This window comes from Streptomyces sp. NPDC005803, from assembly GCF_040630435.1.
Classification (GTDB): Bacteria; Actinomycetota; Actinomycetes; order Streptomycetales; family Streptomycetaceae; genus Streptomyces.
Window position 1 is genome coordinate 25,097 of record NZ_JBEXXO010000021.1, and the last position, 20,240, is coordinate 45,336.

Sequence of the window (20,240 nt, forward strand, 5' to 3'; positions counted from 1 at the left end):
CTCTCCCGCCACTGCCTCAGCGAGATGCTCCTGGGCGTCGCACTCCCCACGCTGATCACTGACCTGGGCATCACCCCGGCCACCGGCCAGTGGCTCACCACGGGATACCTGCTGACGCCGGCGGTTCTCTTCCCGGCCACCGGGTTCCTGATGCAGCGGTTCCACCTGCGAACCATCTTCCTGAGCGCGCTGACGTTGTTCACCGTCGGGACGGCGGTCGCCGCCATCGCACCGGATTCGGTGTCCTGTTCGCCGCCCGCATCGTCCAGGCCGCCGGCAGCGCGGTCTTCCTGCCGCTGCTGATGACCACGACCATGCGCCTGGTCCCGGCTGGTCGCCGCGGGCAGATCATGGCGCTCGTGCCGGCTGCGGCGCCGGCAGTCGGCCCGGCCCTGTCCGGTCTCATCCTGTCCGGGCTGAGCTGGCGGTGGCTGTTCATCTTCATGCTCCCGGTCGCCCTCATCGCGCTCGCGCTCGGGGCCTGGAAGCTCCGGAACATCACCACCCCGGAGCCGGTAGCCCTCGACGTGGCGTCGCTGGCGCTGTCCGTCATCGGGTTCGGCGGGCTGGTGCACGGGCTGGCGTCGATCGGCGAGTCGGTGTCCGGTCACGCGCCCGTCGCGCCGTACATACCGATCGCCATCGGCCTGGCCGGCCTGGCGGCGTTCGTCCTCCGCCAGGTGCGGATGCAGCGACGTGGGGCCGCGTTCCTGGACGTGCGCATCTTCGCCACCAAGCCGTTCACCGTGCCGCTGCTGGTGTCGGCCGCCGTCGCCCTGGTCGCCTTCGGCTCGCAGATCGTGCTGCCGCTCGTGCTGACCGGGCGCCTACCTGGTCATGAACGCCGGGCAGGCCATGGTGTGGCCGACACCGAGCCGGGTCGGCGCGTACTCGTACGACGACGGGGCGGGTGTGGAGGAGCTGGACGATGCGCTCATGGCCGGGTCCTGGTGTGCGGTAGGGGACGGGGGTGTGGGGTTGGGCTTCTCGTTGTGACGGGCTGCCTCGGCGTCCGGCTGGGTTGTGCCCGCGCTCACATCATGGAGACGACGACTTTGCCGGCCTTCGCGCGGCCCTTCTCGACGTACTCCATGGCCTGGAGGGTCTGATCGAACGGGAAGACGCGGTCGACGACGGGGCGGATCTTCCCGGCGTCGATGAGGGGGGTGAGTTCGCGCAGTTGGTCGCCGCTGGCCTTCATGAACAGGAACGAGTACGTCACACCGTGGCGCTTCGCGTCGCGCCGGGTCTTGAAGCTGAGGGCGGTCATGGCCAGGCGGAGGAACGGATTCAGGCCGAGTTCACGGGCGAAGGCCGGGTCCGGCGGGCCCGCGACGCTGATGGCCGTGCCGCCGGGCTTGAGTACGCGCAGGGATTTGGCGAGGTTTTCGCCGCCGAGGCTGTCCAGGACGACGTCGTAGCCGTCGAGGATCTCTTCGAAGTCCTGGGTGCGGTAGTCGACGACGATGTCGGCGCCGAGGTCCTTGGCCAGGTCGACCTTGGCGGTGCTCACGGTGGTGGCCACGTGGGCGCCCAGCGCCTTGGCCAGCTGGACGGCGATGGAGCCCAGGCCGCCGGCGCCCGCGTGGATGAGGACCTTCTGGCCGGGCTGCACGTGTGCCCGCTCGACCAGGGCCTGCCAGGCGGTCAGCGCGACCAGGGGGAGGGACGCGGCCTCGGTCATGGTGAGGGTGGCAGGTTTGGGTGCCAGGTCGTCCTGGTGGACAGCGATGAGTTCGGCGAAGGTGCCGATGCTGTCCTTGTCGGGCCGGGCGTAGACCTCGTCGCCCACCGCGAAGCGGGTGACGGACCCGCCGACCTGGACCACCGTCCCGGCGAGGTCGTTGCCCAGAACGAGCGGGAGACGGTAGGGCAGGAACGCCTTGAAGTCCCCATTGCGGAGCCTGAGGTCCAGCGGGTTGACGCCCGCCGCGTGGATCTTGACCAGGACGTCGTCGGCACCTACCTGGGGGGTGGGCATGTCGGCGGCGCGCATTCCGGCTTGGCCGCCGTACTTCTCGACCATGAAAGCCTTCATCGTTGTCTCCGTTCCGTTTCCCGTCCGTGAGAGGGCGGGGGTTCCGCTCGCCCCGGGCTTATCCCAGTACGAGACAGTTTGTGCTGTTTTCTGGCTGCGGGGTGGGCGCATCGCGTCCTCAGCCGCGCCCCCCATCAGGCCACCGGGGTGACCGGGGTGGTGATCCGGTCGGCGGCGCCTCCCTGGAGGCGGTCCAGGGAGGCGGTGATCCCCTCGTGGGGCACGCCGAGCGGTACCGCGCTGACCTCGGCCAGGCGGGTGTACTGCACGTCGGTCAGCCGGACGTCGAGGGCACCGAGGTAGCTGTCGAGCTGGGAGAGGCTGCGCGGGCCGATGATCGGGACGAGCGTGGCCACGGAACGGTCGGCGCGCTCGCGCACCCAGGCCACCGCCACCTGGGCGGGCGTCACGCCGGTCTCTTCGGCGATGGCCAGGACCGTGTCGACGACGGCGGTCTTCTGGTCGGTGCTCTCGGTGTGGATGACCGCGCCCAGGTCGCTCAGGCGCCCTTCGGCGGAGCTGCGGTATTTGCCGGTGAGCAGTCCGCCGCCGAGCGGGGACCACAGGGCGGCGCCGAGTCCGAGGCTCTCGGCCATGGGCAGGAGTTCGCGGTCGGCGGTGCGTTCGACGAGGCTGTACTCGTGCTGGATGCCCACGATCGGGGCCCAGTCCTTCAGGTCCGCGAGGGTTACCGCGCGCGAGACGCGCCAGGCGGGGAAGTTGGACAGCGCGGCGTGGTGGATCTTGCCGGCGCTCACCAGGTCGTCGAGTCCGCGCAGGAGCTCCTCCATCGGAGTGAGCTCGTCGGGGAAGTGCACCCACAGCAGGTCGATGTAGTCGGTGCCCAGGCGCTTCAGGCTGGCCTCGACCGAGGCGACCATGTTCTTGCGGCTGTTGCCGGTCTTGGAGATGTCCGGCTGCGGGGCGGCGCCGAGGGCGAACTTCGTGGCCAGGACGAAGTGGTCGCGGTCGGCGGAGATCAGCTTTCCGGTCAGCTCCTCCGACTCCCCGAACTGGTAACCGTCAGCGCTGTCGAGGAAGGTTCCGCCGGCCTCCGCGAACCGGTCGAAGATCCGGCGTGCCTCGTCCGGCTCGGCTCCGGCACCCCAGCCGGTGCCGAAGTTCGCGGTTCCGAGCGCGTACTCGGACACGCGAAGTCCGGTCCGGTGTCCGAAGGTCGTGTAACGCATCAGGTGTCCTTACGAGAGGGAGGGGAGGGAGGAGGCGGGGGTGCGCCGCGATGACGGCGGGAGAGAATCAGGCCGCTGTCGGCTGCGGCGTGGCGGCCAGGCTCTGCTTGACCTGCTGGGTGAATGCGTCGGCGACGATCTCGGTCAGGCCCGTCTCGATGCCGTTGAGGGCCTGGGCTGCGACGTCCGCGGCTGCGGTCTTCTGATCGGCGGGGACGCCGGCGGCCATGTCGGTGTCCATGTAGCCGACGTGCAGCGCCGAGACGGCGATGCCGCGAGGCGCCAGTTCGTCGCGGGTGGCACCGGTCAGCGCCCAGGCGGCCGCCTTGGACGCGGCGTAGGAGCCGAGTCCGGCCGGGTGCACCCAGGACAGAACGGACAGGACGTTGAGTACGGCGCCGCCGCCGTTGCCCTCGATGACAGGGGCGAAGGCCCGGGTCGCGGCGAGCGGGCCGAAGAAGTTGGTCTCCATCTCCCGGCGCACCTCAGTCACGTCGCCTCCGATCAGCGTCGCGCCGGTGGAGATGCCCGCGTTGTTGATCAGCAGCGTCGCGTCGGAAGCGATACGGGCGGCCTCCCGTATCGATGCCTCGTCCGTGACGTCCAGCCGCAGCGGGATGACGCCCGGCACGTCGACCGTCTCGGGGCGTCGGGCCGCGCCGTACACCTTCGCGCCGCGCTCGACGAGCTGGGCCGCCAAGTGTCGTCCGAAGCCCCGGTTGGCGCCGGTGACGACCGCGACCGCGTTGTTGAGTTTCATGACTGCTCCCGATCCTGGTGGGCGGCCTGGGCCACCCGCACCAAATTAGATTACGCGTTCAATCTAAACACGCGGCTATGATAGATGCCAGTCGACATCCAAACGGGAGGTGGTCATGGGCCGCGTATCGCAGGCACAGGCGGAGGAAAATCGCAGGCGGGTGGTGGACACCGCGTCCCGGCTGTTCCGGGAGCAGGGTACGCAGGTCAGCGTCGCCGACCTGATGAAGGCGGCCGGTCTGACCCACGGTGCCTTCTACAAGCAGTTCGCCTCCAAGGAGGCGCTCGTCGACGAGGCCACCGCCCACGCCTTCGCCGAGCTCACCCAGCGCTACAGCGCCGGGCTTGATCGGCATGACGGGCAGCGCGACGCCGCCCAGCAGGCGCTGGTCGACACCTACCTCTCCGTTGAGCACCGCGACGACCCGGCCCACGGCTGCCCGGTCGCCGCGCTCGCCACCGACATCGCACGCCAAGGTGGGGGGAGCGAGGCTCGTCGCGTCTACGCCGAGGGGGTGGCCGACTTCGCCGATTTCCTCGCCAGTGACGACCAGGACGGCATCGTCCGCCTCTGCACCCTGTTCGGTGCGCTGGTCTTGTCCCGGGCCACCAACGGCTCCCCGCTCTCCGGGCAGATCCTCTCCGCCGCGCACGCAGCCTTGACGGAAGCAGGCTGATCAAGGGTGCGGTGCGGGCGCACATCGACCGCACTCGTGGGCGGCGAGGCACCTCCGGCCGGGCGGAGGCGGCGGGAGAAGGCCGCCGACGCCTGGCGCACCGGCTTCACCTCGCACCGGGCCTCGGTCAGTTCCGGGCGGCATGTCCGTGAAGCGGAAGTTGCGCAGCCGATGTCAACGTGTCAGCAGGACTGCTACCTGCTCCCGGATGTCGCGCAGGATCTCGTCGGCGCTTGCGGCGACGTTCACACTTGCCGCCATCGCGAGGAACGTCACGGCGGACACCACGCGCGCCGTTGTCGCCGCGTCCGCCTCGCCGGCCCGTGCGTCCCGGCATAGCGCGGCGGCCACGGCCTGCTCGGTCTGTCCGGCGATGGCGAGGGCCTCGCGGTGGTGGGGATCGGCGGGGTCGCCGAAGACCATCTCGCGCAGGTAGACGCGCCCGTTGTCGACCTGGGTCCGGTTGCATTCGACGACCGGCCGGACGATCGCCATCACAGCGTCCAGGGCATCCGGGATGTTCTCGGCGTCCGCCCTGCCTCGTTCGAGCGCTTCGGCATAGAGGGAGTTCTGTACGAGCAGGAGAAGCTCGCCCTTGGTCTTGGCGTAGAGGAAGAGCGTGCCGGTGCCGATGTCGGCCTTGTCGGCGATCTGCTGGGTGGTGACCTCGTCGACACGGCGTTCGGCGAACAGCTCGCGGGCTGCGGCGGTGATGCGGTCGAGCTTGAGCTGCTTGTTCCGCTCACGCCGACCTGCCGGCTGGGAAGGACGTGGCATGCGGGACACCTTTCGGGATTTTATTCTGACCGTACTCAGTTATGAGTACAGTCGTTACTGATGAGAATCAGAGGCGGCTTCCATCGTCCCACGACGACGCCGCCCGGTCCCCCCTGATCCACAGCGGACACCGGCGACCGATCCATGCTCGACATCGACATCAAGGACCACGCCTCCCATGAGCACGCCTTCCTCCCTCTGGCAGCCCTTCAAGCTCGGCCGTGTCGAGCTCCCGCACCGCCTCGCCATGGCGCCGCTGACCCGCAGCCGGGCGAACGCCGACGGCACGCCTGGCCCACTGGCAGCCACCTACTACGGTCAGCGCGCCTCCCTCGGGCTGGTCATCACCGAGGGCACGCAGCCCTCGGCCGACGGCCAGGGCTACCCGAACACGCCGGGCACCCACACTCCCGAGCAGATCGCGGGCTGGCGCGAGGTCGCCGACGCCGTGCACGCGGGCGGCGGGACACTGTTCATCCAGCTGATGCACGTCGGACGCATGTCCCACCCGGACAACACCCCGCACCACCGCCGGCCGGTCGCCCCCTCCGCGATCTCCGCCGACCAGGACATCTTCACCGCGACCGGCCCGAAGAGGACCCCGGTCCCGCGCGAGCTGAGCGTTCAGGACATCCAGACCACCATCGCGGACTTCCGACATGCCGCCGCCTCCGCGATCGCCGCCGGCGCGGACGGGGTGGAGATCCACGGAGCGAACGGCTACCTGCTTCACCAGTTCCTCTCCCCGAACGCCAACCATCGCACCGACACCTACGGCGGCTCGGTCGAGAACCGCTCCCGCCTCGTCGTCGAGGTCGCCCGGGCGGTGGCCGAGGAGATCGGCGCGGACCGGGTCGGCATCCGCCTGTCCCCCTCCATGCCGCTGGGCGGGATCGACGAGGGCGACACCGAGGCCGTCCGCGCGCAGTACCACCACCTGGTCGGCGAGCTGGCGCCCCTGAACCTCGCCTACCTGCACGTCCACCACGTCGGTGACGACGAACTGCTGCGCTCCTTCCGCGAGGTGTGGCCCACCGCCCTGCTCGTGGTCCGCTACGGCCGCACTCGCGAGCAGATCGCCGACGACATCGACGCGGGTCTGGCCGACATCGCCCCGCTGGGCCGCTTCGCGCTCGCCAACCCCGACATCGTCGAGCGTCTGCGCACCGACGCCCCGCTCAACGAGATCGACCCGGCCACCCTGTACGGCGGCGGCGAGGCCGGATACACCGACTACCCGACTCTGTCCCACGCCTGACACCGGAGTCCGCAAGGCGTCCATCCACCGGACCGGGGGTGGGTGGGTCGTCGTCCCGCTGTGCGACAGCCCGTCGCCGGTATGACGATGATCAGGGCGCAGACGAGAAGGAGAACCTCGATGAGCAGCACGCACTTCGAGGTCGTCGTACTCGGCGCGGGACCCTCGCGCGGAAGTGGGATCTGACGGCCACCGAACGGGCCCGCAACGTCCGTCCGCACCCCACTCTCGGCGAAGCACTCCAGGAAGCGTTCCACGGCCTCACCGGCCACACCGGCCACACCGGCCACATGATCAACCTCTGACTCTCGGGCGGCCGGCCGATCAGTCGGCCTCCACCCGAGCCAAGCAAGGAGCACCACCATGGGAATCAGTCAGCAGCAGCGCGAGTTCGCGGAGTTCCAGGCCCGTACGAGCGCGAAGTCGGGCGTACCCGGCCTCGACCTGGCCGTGGTCCGCGACATCATCGACTCCTACCAGCGCGCGTCGACCGAACCCGAAGGCGTCAGCTACGCCGAGGTCGACGCGGGCGGCGTCCCCGCCCTGTGGGCCATCCCCGAGGGCGCAGACCCCGACAAGGCGCTGCTCCACTTCCACTTCGGCGGATCCGTCACCGCCTCCATGTACTCCGACCGTAAGGCCGCCGGTCACATCGCCAAGGCCGCCGGCGTGCGCTCCCTGGTCGTGGACTTCCGCCTGGCCCCCGAGCACCCCTACCCGGCCCAGCTCGACGACGCCGAGACCGCCTACCGCTGGCTGCTCTCCCAGGGCTACGAGCCGAAGAACATCGGCAGCACCGGCCACTCGATCGGCGGCACCCTCGCGGTACTGCTCCCGCTGCGCCTGCTCGCGAAGGGTGAGGCGACCCCGGGCGCAATCGTCAGCGTCTCACCGTGGACCGACCTCACCATGCAGCTCCCGGCGGTGGACGCGAACGAGAGCAACGACCGGATGCTCAGCAGGGCCACGCTCGAACTCTTCCGGTCAGCCTGGCTCCAGGACCCCGCCGTGGACTTCGCCGACCCGCAGATCAGCCTCGTGAACGCCGACCTGACAGGCCTGCCGCCCACGACCGTCCACTTCGGCGAGTACGAGACCCTCGCCGACGACGGGGCCGCGCTCGGCCGCCGTCTCGCCGAATTCAAGATCACCTCCGAGGTCCACCCGCTGCCAGAAGGCCAGCACTCCTTCATCCTCAGCGCCGGACGCGTACCCGAGACCGACCAGGCCATCCAGCAGATGGGCCAGTGGCTGCGCCAGCACCTCGGTGCCTGAACCCGGCAGCAGAGCAGGCTCGAAAGACGCCGCGACAGTGAGACACCGCGATGCCGGCGACCGGTTCATCGGTCGCCGGCATCGCGGTGTCTCACTTGTCTCAGAACGTCACACGGGCTGAGATCGTGCCTCCGTGAGTGAACTGTTCGAGCATGTCGATGAGCATGACCGCGTGGGCATGGACCTCGTACCGGCCGTGATGGGGCTCCTGCGGTGGGGCGCCCGCTACCGCGCCGACCCGGAGGGCCCGGCCGTACTGGCGCGGCACCGCGGGTGCGGTGCGCACGTCGAGGTCCAGATGCACTGCGAACGCGGCCACCACGTGCAGCCGCCCGACATCCAGAGCACACCCGGCCCCGCCTTCCGCCTGAACACGGCCGAGTGACGACAGCGCGATTCCCCCGCGCACCGCGAGAGGGAGCATGTGTACGCGGCCGCCGCTACGCACTGCGCCGGGCGTCGGCGGCCTGGAAGGTGCGGCGGTAGGCGAGCGGCGAGACGCCGAGTTCGGCGCTCAGGTGCTGGCGCAAGGAGGCCGCGGTGGCGAAGCCGACATCAGCGGCAATCTGATCGACGGTCAGGCCACTGGATTCGAGCAGGTGGCGGGCGCGTTCGAGGCGCTGTTTGATGAGCCACTGCCGCGGCGGCATGCCGGTTTCGTCGCGGAAGCGGCGGGCGAAGGTGCGCAGGCTCATATGGGCGTGCTGGGCCATCTCCGGCAGGGCGAGCGGTTCGTCCAGGCGCTGCAGGGCCCACTGGCGGGTGGCGGAGGTGGAGGTTCCGGGGTCGTCCGGTACCGGGCGTTCGATGTACTGGGCCTGGCCGCCGTCGCGGAAGGGCGGGACCACGCAGCGCCGTGCGGCGCGGTTGGCGAGTTCGGCGCCGTGGTCGGTGCGGATCAGGTGCAGGCACAGGTCCACCCCTGACGCCGCCCCGGCGGAGGTGAGCAGGTCGCCGTCGTCGACGAACAGGACATCTTCGTCCAGGCGGATGTGCGGGAACCATTTACGGAACAGCGGTGCGCACTCCCAGTGGGTGGTGACGGGCCGTCCGTCGAGCAGTCCGGCGGCGGCCAGCACGAAGCCGCCGGTGCAGATGGACGCGATCCGAGTGCCGGGCTTGATGCGGGCCAGGGCGGCCGAGACCTCCTTCGGCAGCTCGCGGGTGAGCCGCCGGGGGTCGACCGGCGCGACGATCACCGTGTCCGCCCACTCCAGGACGTCGGGGCCGTGCTGCGGGGTGACGGAGAACCCGGCGTTGGTGGCGACCGGACGGCCGTCCACCGAAGCGAGCACGATCTCGTAGTTGCCGTCGGCGGCGCCCAGGATCCGGGCGGGAATGCCCAGCTCGAAGGGATACGCCCCGTCCAGGGCGAGAACGGCGACCCTGTGCGGCTGCGAACTGCTCATGGCACGATTCTATCGCCTATTGGCTTTTCTGCCATTGTGGGCCGCTGTTTTTGTGCGGATTCTGGAATGCATGAACGACACCACGAACGCCGCGCATCCCACCATGCAGGCCATCAGCCAGGACGAGCTCGGCGGCCCCGAGGTCCTCAAGTCCGTCACCCTTCCCCGCCCCACGCCCGGCCTGGGCGAGATCCTCGTACGGGTGCACGCCGTGGGCACGAACCCGGTCGACAGCTACCACCGCCAGGGCCTCGTTCCCCTCGCCGAGCCGCCGTTCGTGGTCGGCTTCGACGTCTCCGGCACGGTCGAGGCGGTCGGCCTGGGCGTCACGCTGTACCAGCCCGGTGACGAGGTCTTCGGCATGCTGCCCTTCACGCACGGCCACGGCGCCTACGCCCAGTACGCCGTCGGCCCGGCCCGGGCCTTCGTCCCCAAGCCTGAGGGCCTCGACCACGTCCAGGCCGCCGCGCTGCCCATGGCCGGACTGACCGCCTGGCAGGCCCTGGTGGACACCGCCGGCATCGGCGAGGGCAGCCGCGTACTGATCAACGGCGCGGCGGGCGGCGTCGGCCACCTCGCGGTCCAGATCGCCAAGGCGCACGGCGCGTACGTGATCGCCCTGGCGTCCGCCCAGAACGCCGACTTCGTGCGCTCCCTCGGCGCCGACGAGGTGCTCGACTACACCACCACCGACATCGCCACGGCCGTGAAGGACCTGGACGCGGTCCTGGAGAGTGTCGGCGGCGACTACCCCGCCAAGGAAGTCAAGCTCCTCAAGCCCGGAGGCACCCTCATCGCGACGCTTCCCCCCATGCTCGCGTCGATCGCGGAGGAAGCAGCCCAGCGCGGCGTCCGCCTTGCCGCCATCTTCGTCGAGGCCGACCGGCTCGGCATGACCGCCCTGGCAGACCTCGCCGCCTCCGGCCGACTCACCCCCGCGATCTCCGCGACGTACCCGCTGGAGCAGGCCGGCGCCGCCCAGTCCGCAAAGACCCGGTACGGCAAGACGGTCCTCACCCTCATCTGACACGGCCGGCCGCGCGTCAGTCGGACCCGCCTCGGGCGGTTCCCCCGGAACCTGACCTACCGGTGCGGGTCGCCTCGCTGATTGAACGCGTTGGTCCGAAATCTGCCTCTGCTCATCGGTACGACCGATAGCAGGCAAACAAGGCAAGGGACGTCTACGGACTCGTGCGACATCCCGGCACCCGGCACCCGGCACCCGGCACCCGGCACCCGGCACCCGGCACCCGGCACCCGGCCCAACAATCTCCCTTGGCTCGGGTGCTGCGCCTGGGCTGGTAACAGCCCGGATTTACGGGTCCCCCAAGGGCTGTAGGCCATACTCAGGAGCACAGGTGTCCGTGTGCGGGACGTTGCGATATGTCGTAGCGTCAGTTAAGACGACGTTTTCCTGGGGGGCAGAGAACGACAAACGTCAAATCTGCAACTTACCCGTTGCCTTGGGAGCCCTACATGTCTCGACACGTAGTTTCCCTCGCTGCCACATTTGTGGCAGTCTTCGCCATCAGTCCTTACATCCCTCCTGCGGCCGCATCGGAACCTCAAACGGCAACTCGCACTGACGCGGCAGTGGCGAGGCCGCACCCCGAGGTGCTCCGCCCGATGTCGCAGCAGACTTTCGATGCGGCATGCAAAGAAGAGGGCTACGCCCGGGGCGTGACCACCGTCGGAACGGACGCGTACTCCATCCGGTGCGTCAATGAAGACGGGAGTCTCCAGACCTTCCGTCCACCTGAGGAAATCCACGACTTCGTAGCCCGAGCCTGCCAAGGCACCTACACCGATACCAGAGTGACAGATCGCCTCGCCACTATGGGCCGGACCTACAGTGCTTGGGAATGCGCCGACTACGGATCGTATGCGGGGACCCCGGACCTGAAGAAATGGTGTGAGTCCAAGGGGCTTACACTCGTCAGTGCTTCGAGTGCCAAGTACTCGGCCTACCAATGGTTCTGCGCGAATTCCTCGGGGACCACAGTGGAAGGCATTCCCGTAGATGATGTATGCGCGTCGCAATTCGATGAATCCGCTCTCGACCGCGTGTTCAACGTCTACGGGAAGACTGTCGAGGACGCCTGGGACTGTTTCTATACCCGGTGATCCCCTCTGCCGGGCTTCCGCAGGCGCCCCCTGACGACCCGCCTGACCACGGCCCACACGATGAGGTGGGTCGGTGCCGTTGACCGTGTCATCGTCAGTAGTCCAGCGTCGTTCGGGCAGGGAACATCGCGGTGGAGCGTGAGCGTGTCGGACGACCTGGGGGCAGCGGATCGAGCCGCTGCCGCCGCGCAAGGAACGTCGGTTCCGGCATCCTCGGCGCAAGCCGCTGCCGGAGCGACGGGGGGCATCCTGGTCGTCAGAGGTGATCCCGAAAACGCGCCTCCACACGTCCGGCGGCGGTCCGGGTCTCGAAGGACGGCTGCGGCGCGGTGGCGGGGCCCCGTACGTTCCAGCCGTCGGACAGACGGAAGACGCTGCCGTGCCAGGGGCAGCGCACACAGCCCTCGCTGACCTCTCCGTCCGACAGCGGACCTCCCATGTGGCTGCAGGTGTCGGCGAGCACGTGCACCTGCTCACCGCTCTCGCGCACCACCACCACGGGTACGGTGCCGACGTTCCGGCGCACGGCCACGCCGACGGGGAAGTCCGCCACGGGGCCGATCTCGTGCCACCCGGGCTCCAGCGCATCCGGCACGGCTTCGGCGTGGTTGGCGCCCGCCGCCTGGCGGTAGGCGAGATGCCCGCCGATCGCCCCGCCCACTCCCATCGCGGACAGCCCCAGGAGTCCCAGCACCTTGCCGCGGCCTGTACGCCCCCGCGCGCGAGCCGTGAACGAGGCGGTGTAGAGAGCCACCGCCGTGATGTTCGCCGCCGCGTGCACGAACCCGACCCGCTGCTGCCGGGGCTTCAGCTCCGCCCAGTCGGCCCAGCCGGCCACGGCAGCCGGGCCGGCAGCACCGAGACCCACACCGATCAAGGCACAGGCCGCCCGTCGCTGCCCGGGCAGAAGATCCAGTACCGCCGCCGAGAACCAGGCGCCGACCGGGACCTGCACCATCAGGGGATGCACCGGGTGTCCCAGCCACCGGCCGTGCAGTACGTCGCGCAAGGGGCCGAGGGGGACGGCCTGCACCGCGTTTCGGACCACGCCGATGGCACCGTCGAGTGCCGTGGTGTGTTCCAAGCGGTCCATGGCCCGCAGGACCGTGCCAGGCCCCAGGGCCGAGGGAAGGAGGCGCCGTGCGAGTCGTACCGCCGTGGCGCCGGTTGCCGCGTGCCGCTTGAGGTCAGACATCTCTCTCCCAGGGGCAGATAGCCGATTGTCAGGGGGAAACAGCTTTGTTCCGTCCGGCGGACCGGGTTGCGGCCGGGAACTGTGCGAGTCCGCTCCCGGCCGTGGGGTCATCCCTTTCCGCCGTCCTTGCCCATGGCCTTGCGGACCGCGTCGCGGGTGCGGTCCATGACGGCGGCCATCGGTCCGAGGGCCATGTTCTTGGCACCCGACTCCACGCCGGGATGCGGGTGGGTGGGAGCTGTCGCTTCGGCCGCCCGGACTGCCTTGGCCATGGCGGCCAGCCGCTCGGGGTCGGCCGAACGCCGCAGGTGGGTGAACTCGTAGCGTTCCTCGGCGCGGGCGTGCTCCATAACGTCGACGCGCAGCTCGAGCAGGGCGGGGAGGAACGCCGCGTCCTCGGTGTCCATGTCCTCGAGAGCGCTCAGTTTCTCCTTGGCCAGCCGTTCCTCCTCCAGGCGTTCGGCCACGCCAAGCCCGGCGTCGCCGAACGCCTTGCGCGCGAAGGGGTGGACCACCTCCTCCTCCGCGGTTTCGTGCACCGCCAGCATGCGGACCAGCCGGCGGAAGGCGTCCTTGCGCTCCTCGCCCGTGGTGCTCTCCACCTCGTCGAACAGGTTGCGGATCTCACCGTGCTGGCGCATGAGCATGGCCACCACGTCGTCGTCCCGGACCGGCGGGGCGTCCGACCGTTCAGCTTGTGCGGACATAGGGCTCTCCTTGGTCGTGGCCGGCCGGATACCCGGAGCGGACCGGGCTCACTCGGCTGACCGCAGCTCGGGAACCGGGTGCTCGCCCTCGGTCTCCAGCCGGTAGTCCCCGCCGATCAGGGCCTCGTGCTGGGCCAGCACCTTGTCGCTCGGGGCCGGCTCACCGCCGTGGATGGCCTCCTGCATCGCCTCGAACCGCTCGTGGGCCTCGCGCACGTACCCGGTGCCCAGGGTGGTCAGGTCCAGCTGGTTCGAGATCAGCTCACGCAGGTACGCCTTGTTGGGCTCGAACGTGAGCACGTTGGGCAGCGACGGTGCGCACACCTCGGCCGCCTCCCGGCCGTCGTGCCGGCGCATCAGGTCCGCCGCGATGCGCAGGTGCTCCAGCTCCATGTTCAGGTGGAGCTCCCAGATTGCCTTCACCTTCGGGTCGCTCTCCTGCTCCATGAAGGAGTGGTAGAGGTAGCACTCGTTGTACTCGTGGTGGACGAGCTGCTCCCACCAGGACTCACCCGGGTCGACGAGCGACTCGTAGTGCGTGACGTGCTCCTCCTCGATGAGCCCGATTTCCTGGTACAGCTGCCGGGCGATCGGCTCCATGTAGGTGGGGCCGGTGTTCATGTAGAAGTTCATGGTCTGCTGCTCGGCCGACATGATCGTCAGTGCGTGGAGCCGGGAGAGCGGGTTGACGGTGTTCCTGTCGTACGGCTCGCGTACGTTGTCGACCGGGTCGCGGTGGTGCAGCGGAGTGGGCCGCCCCGGCATGACCTCCGTGAGGCCGTCCACGATCTTCTCGGCCTTGCGGTGTTCGATGATCTCGTAAAGGTTGGCGTACCGGTACAGGTGGTCGAAGTCCTCCAGCACACCGAACTGGTACGCCTGTGTCAGGTACGGGTCCGGCTCCGTCCGGGCCACCCATGCCGTCAGGTCCACGGCCACCTGCTCGTAGGCGATCGTCGTCTCCAGAACCGAGGAAACCCCGGGCAGGAGCCAGTTCACCGCCTTCTGCTGCTGGGCCTCGATGTACCGGGACTGTGCCAGCTGTTGCTTCACCGCGAGGTCGGGACAGTGCCGGGCCATCTGGTGGCTGAACAGGATCGCCTCCACCTCGATGCCGTTCATCGTGATGACGCGGCATCGGGTGTACGGATCGCAGTGGTCGGGGTCGATCGGCGTCACGTTGAGCTCACGCCAGTTGCGCAACTGCCGGTCCAGCGGGATGCCTCGCTGCTCAAGCGGGTTGAACGACATGTGTGTCTCCGACATCGGGGACTTGATCCGTTCCACGTACCCGCGCGCTTGCAACGCACTCACGCACCTTCCACGCCTCCGGCGCAACGAGCCGATGCTTGCGCGCCCACATGCCGGAGGGTCGGTCCGGTCGCCCCGTGCCGGCCGGGGCAGTCCGGTCTCAGGCCGGCCGCGTCGGGACCGAGCTGGCGGTACACGGGCGGGAGAGCGGGCCGAAGCCGGGGAACCCAAGCGGTGCGGTCGCGGCGTCGACGTGGGGGCGGGGCACCGATGGGGCGATGCCCCGCCCCCGGCTCCTTCGTGCCGCCACGGGCTCGAACGGGGCCCGCCGCATCTTCCGCGTGCCCCAGGGGTCAAAGGCCGGCCCGAAGACAGGGTCGTTCCGGGGCTGGGGCTGACGGTCGGAACGGGGTCGCCGCGAGGACCGGCCCCGGCCCGCGGTGACGCGAGGCCGGGCCTTCGCGGCGGCCGCGCCCTGTTCGGCACGCACGGAAACGCTCGCACAGGTAGACAGGTCGTATGCAGACTTTTCTCCCCTTCCCCAACTTCACGGAGTCGGCTGTCGTCCTGGATTCCAGACGGCTGGGCAAGCAGCGGGTAGAGGCTCTGCAGGTGCTCCGCGGCCTCACCGTGCCCGGTTACGGATGGCGAAGGCATCCGGCGGTCCGCATGTGGGCGGGGTACGAGGAGGCGCTGGTCCGGTACGGGCTGGACGTATGCGCGGTGTGGACGGCCGAGGGACGCGCCGACACCTGCGCCGCCACCCTCATGCGGGACTTCCTGGCTCATGGAGCCGGCGCGACGGTGCGGACGCAGGCGCGGCTCGACGCGGAAGGAGATCTTCCGCCGTGGCTCGGCGCGCCCGCTTTCCACCGGAGCCACCAGTCGGCACTGATCCGCAAGGACCCGGAGCACTACCGTGACCGGTTCCCCGAGGTTCCGGACGACCTGCCGTACGTATGGCCGGCATCGGACCGCCGCTCCGAACCGGGGCCGCCCCCTCGGTGACCTCGTGCCACTCGCGTACGGCCTGGCCCTTCGTGGCTTCCGCGGCCACGGTGATCCGCAAGCGGTGGGCATGGGGGGTCGTGCCGATCCCGGCTGGGCCGGTGGCGGCGCACTTGGTCGGGCAGACGCGTCCGGTCAGCCCTCGGCGTTCTGCTGGGTCCAGGCCCAGGCGTACTGCAACCAGTCGGCGACGGCGACCGCTCCGAGGCCGGCGCAGACGAGGCGGGTACCGCGGGGAGCGAGGACGTAGGCCCCCATGAACCCCGTGGCCGTCCAGGTGGCGGCGCAGAACGGGCAGGTCACCAGGTCGCCGATCGCCAGCCTGAGACCACTGCCCCGTGGCTCGTCCGCGACCTCGCCCGCCGTCGTGTCCTCAGAACGGCGACTGAAGGGCGCCCGAAGGAAGCTGGTGATCTTGTCCTTGGTGAGCAGCCGTGCCGATTTGTACGTCGCCGCCCCGAGAAGTGCCACGTCCCACGGCGGCACCCGCTCCGGCAGGACGACACCACGTCGGCGCGCGAGTACCAGGACGGCTCCGGTCGCGGCGGCGTACGTCGCCGCGATCGCGGCGTAACCCAGGAGGGGCACAGCCCCTTCCTCGTCGTAGTTCCCTGCGGTGGGCTCTCCAGCCGTCATGACGCCTCCAGTGGTGCGGTGAGCAGGGAAGACGGCCGGACCCGGCCGTCTCCACGGCGACGCCGGGACGGGTACCCCTCCCGTCCGGGGTCACACCTCGGCCACCCCCGCACCCGGCCCGTTCGGGCGCCGACCCGACGGTGGACGGTTTCCCCGTCTCCGTGCGGCGGAGGTGTTCCGGCCGGGGGCGAGGCTCGGGAAGGCGGCTACCGGGCCCCTCCCCCTACCGACACCCTGTGACCCCCGCCCAGGGCTCCGCTTCGGTCAGGCGGGCCGCCGCGGGCAGGAGGACAATGGGGCGTGAGCGCGTCCCGCGAACGCCGTACCGGACCGCACACCTATTCCGGGAGTCGACATGGCGAACCCCCAACAGCCTGAGCAGCGCAGAAGCGACAAGGGCGGCTCCACCCCCGAGGACAGCGCCCAGATCAAGGCGGGACGGCCCGGCCGCGGCCGGGGAGACAAGCGCGCCCACGGGACGGACAAGGGCCACAAGGGCGGAGGAGAGGGCGGAGCGACCCCTCCGGACCAGCAGCCGGACCACCCCTGAGGCGGGGCACCCCTGCCGCAGTTCTCCGGCCCTGGCGGGCGGCAAGGGACGCCTTCGCGGGTAACGGGCAGCCCCGTGCCTCCGCTCGGAGCACCGCCGCCGGCACCCCGGCCGCCACCAAGGCGAGACGATGTCCGCCCCGCGAACAGTTGCCTGGCGTGGCGCGGCCCGAAGGACGGCATGCGGGCGGTCGCTGACCCGGGGCCGTGTTCGCCGTAGTACACCGTCATGAACTCTCCCTCGTGGAGGTCGAGTCGGGCGTGGCGCTCCCTCGGATATGGCGGTGCGGCCGTCCGACGGCCGGAACTCCGGCGCCGCGTGAGAGCGGCCATCTGGCGCCTTCGGCCTCTTGCCCCTCTCCGTGCGCGGCGACCAGGGCGACGACGGAGTAGCCGGCAGCCGTCATCATGACTTTTCAGGAGGGGAGGTGCTCCGGCGTCCGCCCGCACGACGGCCGGGCTCCGGGCGCCGCGGCAACGATCGCCGTGATCCCCTGGTGCGGGCGGACCGGCAAGTGCCGTTCGCTGCCTCGGAGTCCAGCTTCCCGTGGAGAGATCGCACGCATTTCCTACGCGGGGGTAGGCCCGGGCGGCTTCTTGCTATACCTTCCGTCTAACAGCTTGCTAGACGTGACGTCTAACAAGCTGGGGCGGCGCCCGGCGGCCGCCGATCTCATCGGGCAGACGCGGGATGGGAGAAGAAGCCGGGCAGCCGTCGGGTCGACCTGTCTCGATTCAAGGAGTGGCACCATGGCAAGCAGCACCGTTCGGCCGGAGGACCAGGACCGGCTCGGCGAGCGGGACGTCGCCCGGCGCCTGCTCGATTCGGCCGCGAAGCTCTCGTACGATCCGGCCACCGAGGTGGACTGGGACACGCCGCTGGACACCGGGCACCATGGCGCGAGCCCGGAGTGGAGCACGCTCTACGGCACCGCGTACTGGCAGGAGTTGACGGAAGGTCAGCGACGTGCGCTGACGCGCCAGGAGGCCGCGTCCGTCGCCAGTACCGGCATCTGGTTCGAAATGATCCTGCAGCAGATGGTGCTGCGCGACATGTACGCCAAGGACCCCACGGACCCGAGGTTCCAGTGGGCCCTCACCGAGGTCGCCGACGAGTGCCGGCACTCCATCATGTTCGCGCGCGGCGCCGCGAAGCTGGGCGCGCCGGCCTACCGGCCGCGCCGCGCGGTGATCGAACTGGGCCGCGCCTTCAAGACACTTGCCTTCGGCGAGGCCGCGTACGCGGCGATCCTCGTGGCGGAGGAGGTCCTGGACGTGATGCAGCGGGACTGGATGCGGGACGAAAGGGTCGCTCCGTTCGTCCGGACGATCAACAACATCCATGTGGTGGAGGAGTCACGGCACATGAAGTTCGCCCGCGACGAGACCCGCAGGCGGCTGCGCACGGCGGGACCTGTGCGCCGGCAGATCAACGCGCTCGTGGTGGCCATCGCTTCGTACTTCATCGTCACCAGCATGGTGAACCGGGACGTCTACGCGAACGCGGGGCTGGACAGCGCACGCGCCCGTCGTGAGGCCAGGTCCAACCAGCACCACAAGTCGCTGATGCGGTCCAGCTGTTCGGGGCTGATGGAGTTTTTGGCCTCGGCCGGTCTCCTGACCAGGCCCGCCCTGTTCTTCTACAAGCGCGCCGACCTGATCTGATCCGAGCCGAGAGCCCGAGCTTCCGAGATGACCTACGCCATCACCCAGACCTGCTGCAGCGACGCCACCTGCGTCGCCGTGTGCCCCGTCAACTGCATCCACCCCACGCCCGAGGAGCAGGACTTCGGCAGCACGGAGATGCTCTACGTCGACCCGAAGTCCTGCATCGACTGCGGCGCCTGTGCCGACGCCTGTCCGGTCGACGCGATACTCCCGGTCGACAGCCTCTCCAGGTCGCAGCAGGAGTACGCCGGCATCAACGCGGCGTACTACGCCGACCGGGAGCCGGAACCGGCCGCCGGGCCGAACTTCCACGCCTGGGGCGAGCCGTCGTTCGTACGCAGCCTGCCTTCGGACTTCGCCCCGCTCCGGGTGGCCGTCGTGGGCACCGGGCCGGCCGGCATGTACGCGGCCGAGGACCTGCTGCTGCACACCAACGCCGAGGTGACGCTGATCGACCGGCTGCCGGTGGCGGGCGGCCTCGTCCGGTACGGCGTCGCGCCCGACCACCCCGCGACGAAGGGGGTCGGCGAGACCTTCGCACGGTTCCACTCCCACCCACGGGTCCGGATGCACCTGGGGATCGAGGTCGGCAAGGACGTCACCGTCGAGGAGCTCGCGGCTCATCACGACGCGGTGATCTACGCGGTCGGCGCGTCCGCCTCCCGCCGGCTCGGCATCCCGGGCGAGGACCTGCCGGCCAGCATTCCGGCCACGACGTTCGTGTCCTGGTACAACGCCCACCCGGACGTCACGCCGGGTGCCGTCGGCCTGGCCGCGGAGCGGGTGGTGGTCGCCGGCAGCGGCAACGTGGCGCTGGACGTGGCACGCATCCTCGTCACCGACCCCGCCGCACTGGCCGGCACCGACATCGCCGGCCACGCGCTGACGGCGCTGCGGGACTCCACGGTGCGTGAGGTCGTGCTGCTCGGGCGGCGCGGACCCGACGACGCCGCCTGTACCGCGTCCGAGCTGCTGGCGCTCAGCCACCTGCCGGGGGTGCACCTGGTGGTCGACGACCACGACCCGCGCCCCGGTGCGGCGATCGACGGCGCGGCGGCCGGCGAGAAGGCCGCCCTGCTGCGGGAGCTGCCCCGGGAGAGGGTCGACTGGGCGCAGCCCCCGCCGCACGGACGTCGCATCGTCTTCCGGTTCCACTCCGCGCCCGTGGCGGTGCTCGGCCAGGACGGGGTCGAGGCCGTGCGGGTGACGGCGGGCGGCGGCGATCAGGAGATACCCGCGGGGCTTTTCCTGCGGGCGATCGGTTACCGGGGCCTGCCGGTTCCCGGCCTGCCCTTCGACGAGGCGACCGGCACCGTGCCGCACGAGGGCGGCCGGGTGGCGGGCCTGCCCAACAGCTATGTCGTCGGCTGGATCAAGCGCGGTCCGTCGGGCGGCATCGGGGCCAACCGCGCCTGCGCCGCCGAGACCGTCGGCACTCTCCTGGCCGACGCGGTCGCGGGCGCCCTGCCCTCACCCGCGTACCCGGCCCGGGCGTTCGGGCGGCTTGCCCGGGGCCGTGGCCGCCAGGTGGTCGATGCCCGGGGGCTGGCGGCCATCGACCGCGCCGAGCTGGCCCGAGGCCGCGCAGCCGGCCGCCCCCGCGTCAAGTTCGACACGGTCCCCGCTCTGATCGCCGCGGCGAAGGGCGGCCGCTGGAGGTCCCCACGCTGATCCGGGCCCCGGCACAGGTGCGGAGGCGGACACCCGCGGACCCCGGCG

The 20,240-nt window shown here is 70.2% G+C and carries 21 protein-coding genes; 12 read left to right on the forward strand and 9 right to left on the reverse strand.

What is annotated here, in order from left to right; translation table 11 throughout:
• Positions 1–24: 24 nt before the first annotated feature.
• Positions 25–303 carry an MFS transporter gene (locus ABZ454_RS27085; RefSeq protein WP_359541670.1) on the forward strand — a complete coding sequence of 93 codons (279 nt, stop codon included), beginning with the start codon at positions 25–27 and terminating at the stop codon, positions 301–303.
• The gene (locus ABZ454_RS27090) at positions 297–1,109 is read left to right on the forward strand and encodes a hypothetical protein (protein ID WP_359541901.1); all 813 of its coding nucleotides are present in this window, start codon (positions 297–299) and stop codon (positions 1,107–1,109) included. Before ABZ454_RS27085 ends, ABZ454_RS27090 begins: the two co-directional genes overlap by 7 nt.
• Here the strand turns inward: ABZ454_RS27090 and ABZ454_RS27095 are convergent.
• From ABZ454_RS27095 to ABZ454_RS27105, 3 genes are all read right to left on the reverse strand, one after another.
• On the reverse strand, positions 1,034–2,038 hold the full coding sequence (locus ABZ454_RS27095) for an NADP-dependent oxidoreductase (RefSeq protein WP_359541673.1): 1,005 nt from the start codon (positions 2,036–2,038) through the stop codon (positions 1,034–1,036). The genes ABZ454_RS27090 and ABZ454_RS27095 overlap by 76 nt on opposite strands.
• Before the next feature lie 134 nt (positions 2,039–2,172).
• Positions 2,173–3,228, reverse strand: coding sequence for an aldo/keto reductase (locus ABZ454_RS27100; protein ID WP_359541675.1), 1,056 nt, complete (start codon positions 3,226–3,228; stop codon positions 2,173–2,175).
• 67 nt (positions 3,229–3,295) lie between these two features.
• Positions 3,296–3,988, reverse strand: a complete 693-nt coding sequence (locus ABZ454_RS27105; RefSeq protein WP_359541678.1) for an SDR family oxidoreductase — start codon at positions 3,986–3,988, stop codon at positions 3,296–3,298.
• A gap of 115 nt (positions 3,989–4,103) precedes the next feature.
• On the opposite strand from ABZ454_RS27105, the gene ABZ454_RS27110 reads away from it, so the two are divergent.
• Positions 4,104–4,664 (forward strand): TetR family transcriptional regulator, encoded by a 561-nt coding sequence (locus ABZ454_RS27110; protein WP_359541679.1) that lies wholly within the window; start codon positions 4,104–4,106, stop codon positions 4,662–4,664.
• 174 nt (positions 4,665–4,838) lie between these two features.
• Here the strand turns inward: ABZ454_RS27110 and ABZ454_RS27115 are convergent, their stop codons facing one another.
• Complete coding sequence (locus tag ABZ454_RS27115; RefSeq protein WP_359541682.1) at positions 4,839–5,441, reverse strand: helix-turn-helix domain-containing protein; 603 nt, start codon at positions 5,439–5,441, stop codon at positions 4,839–4,841.
• Positions 5,442–5,619: 178 nt separating this feature from the next.
• Here ABZ454_RS27115 and ABZ454_RS27120 point away from each other — a divergent pair, with 178 nt between their 5' ends.
• From ABZ454_RS27120 to ABZ454_RS27130, 3 genes are all read left to right on the forward strand, one after another.
• Positions 5,620–6,699, forward strand: a complete 1,080-nt coding sequence (locus tag ABZ454_RS27120) for an alkene reductase (protein ID WP_359541683.1) — start codon at positions 5,620–5,622, stop codon at positions 6,697–6,699.
• 363 nt (positions 6,700–7,062) lie between these two features.
• Positions 7,063–7,974 (forward strand): alpha/beta hydrolase fold domain-containing protein, encoded by a 912-nt coding sequence (locus tag ABZ454_RS27125; RefSeq protein WP_359541684.1) that lies wholly within the window; start codon positions 7,063–7,065, stop codon positions 7,972–7,974.
• A 133-nt stretch (positions 7,975–8,107) separates the two neighbouring features.
• Positions 8,108–8,359: a hypothetical protein gene (locus ABZ454_RS27130; RefSeq protein ID WP_359541685.1), complete on the forward strand. Its 252-nt coding sequence runs from the start codon at positions 8,108–8,110 to the stop codon at positions 8,357–8,359.
• 55 nt (positions 8,360–8,414) lie between these two features.
• Here the strand turns inward: ABZ454_RS27130 and ABZ454_RS27135 are convergent, their stop codons facing one another.
• A complete protein-coding gene (locus tag ABZ454_RS27135) occupies positions 8,415–9,383 on the reverse strand; it encodes a helix-turn-helix domain-containing protein (protein ID WP_359541687.1) in 969 nt (322 codons plus the stop codon).
• Between the two features lie 70 nt (positions 9,384–9,453).
• Between ABZ454_RS27135 and ABZ454_RS27140 the strand changes: the two genes are divergently transcribed.
• Complete coding sequence (locus ABZ454_RS27140; RefSeq protein WP_359541690.1) at positions 9,454–10,410, forward strand: NADP-dependent oxidoreductase; 957 nt, start codon at positions 9,454–9,456, stop codon at positions 10,408–10,410.
• Between the two features lie 599 nt (positions 10,411–11,009).
• Positions 11,010–11,507: a hypothetical protein gene (locus tag ABZ454_RS27145; protein WP_359541692.1), complete on the forward strand. Its 498-nt coding sequence runs from the start codon at positions 11,010–11,012 to the stop codon at positions 11,505–11,507.
• Between the two features lie 256 nt (positions 11,508–11,763).
• On the opposite strand, the gene ABZ454_RS27150 is transcribed toward ABZ454_RS27145, so the two are convergent.
• From ABZ454_RS27150 to ABZ454_RS27160, 3 genes are all read right to left on the reverse strand, one after another.
• Positions 11,764–12,702, reverse strand: coding sequence for a Rieske 2Fe-2S domain-containing protein (locus ABZ454_RS27150; RefSeq protein WP_359541693.1), 939 nt, complete (start codon positions 12,700–12,702; stop codon positions 11,764–11,766).
• A 107-nt stretch (positions 12,703–12,809) separates the two neighbouring features.
• Positions 12,810–13,409 carry a hemerythrin domain-containing protein gene (locus ABZ454_RS27155; protein WP_359541695.1) on the reverse strand — a complete coding sequence of 200 codons (600 nt, stop codon included), beginning with the start codon at positions 13,407–13,409 and terminating at the stop codon, positions 12,810–12,812.
• 48 nt (positions 13,410–13,457) lie between these two features.
• On the reverse strand, positions 13,458–14,660 hold the full coding sequence (locus ABZ454_RS27160) for a hypothetical protein (protein WP_356319805.1): 1,203 nt from the start codon (positions 14,658–14,660) through the stop codon (positions 13,458–13,460).
• Positions 14,661–15,179: 519 nt separating this feature from the next.
• Between ABZ454_RS27160 and ABZ454_RS27165 the strand changes: the two genes are divergently transcribed.
• On the forward strand, positions 15,180–15,668 hold the full coding sequence (locus tag ABZ454_RS27165) for an MSMEG_6728 family protein (RefSeq protein ID WP_359541696.1): 489 nt from the start codon (positions 15,180–15,182) through the stop codon (positions 15,666–15,668).
• Positions 15,669–15,803: 135 nt separating this feature from the next.
• Here the strand turns inward: ABZ454_RS27165 and ABZ454_RS27170 are convergent, their stop codons facing one another.
• Positions 15,804–16,304, reverse strand: a complete 501-nt coding sequence (locus ABZ454_RS27170; protein WP_356319737.1) for a DUF1360 domain-containing protein — start codon at positions 16,302–16,304, stop codon at positions 15,804–15,806.
• Between the two features lie 355 nt (positions 16,305–16,659).
• Here ABZ454_RS27170 and ABZ454_RS27175 point away from each other — a divergent pair, with 355 nt between their 5' ends.
• The 3 genes from ABZ454_RS27175 to ABZ454_RS27185 all read left to right on the forward strand — a co-directional run bounded on the left by ABZ454_RS27175 (position 16,660) and on the right by ABZ454_RS27185 (position 20,192).
• Positions 16,660–16,854, forward strand: a complete 195-nt coding sequence (locus tag ABZ454_RS27175; protein WP_359541699.1) for a hypothetical protein — start codon at positions 16,660–16,662, stop codon at positions 16,852–16,854.
• 749 nt (positions 16,855–17,603) lie between these two features.
• The gene (locus ABZ454_RS27180) at positions 17,604–18,518 is read left to right on the forward strand and encodes a diiron oxygenase (protein WP_359541701.1); all 915 of its coding nucleotides are present in this window, start codon (positions 17,604–17,606) and stop codon (positions 18,516–18,518) included.
• 27 nt (positions 18,519–18,545) lie between these two features.
• A complete protein-coding gene (locus ABZ454_RS27185) occupies positions 18,546–20,192 on the forward strand; it encodes an FAD-dependent oxidoreductase (RefSeq protein WP_359541703.1) in 1,647 nt (548 codons plus the stop codon).
• Positions 20,193–20,240 lie beyond the last annotated feature (48 nt).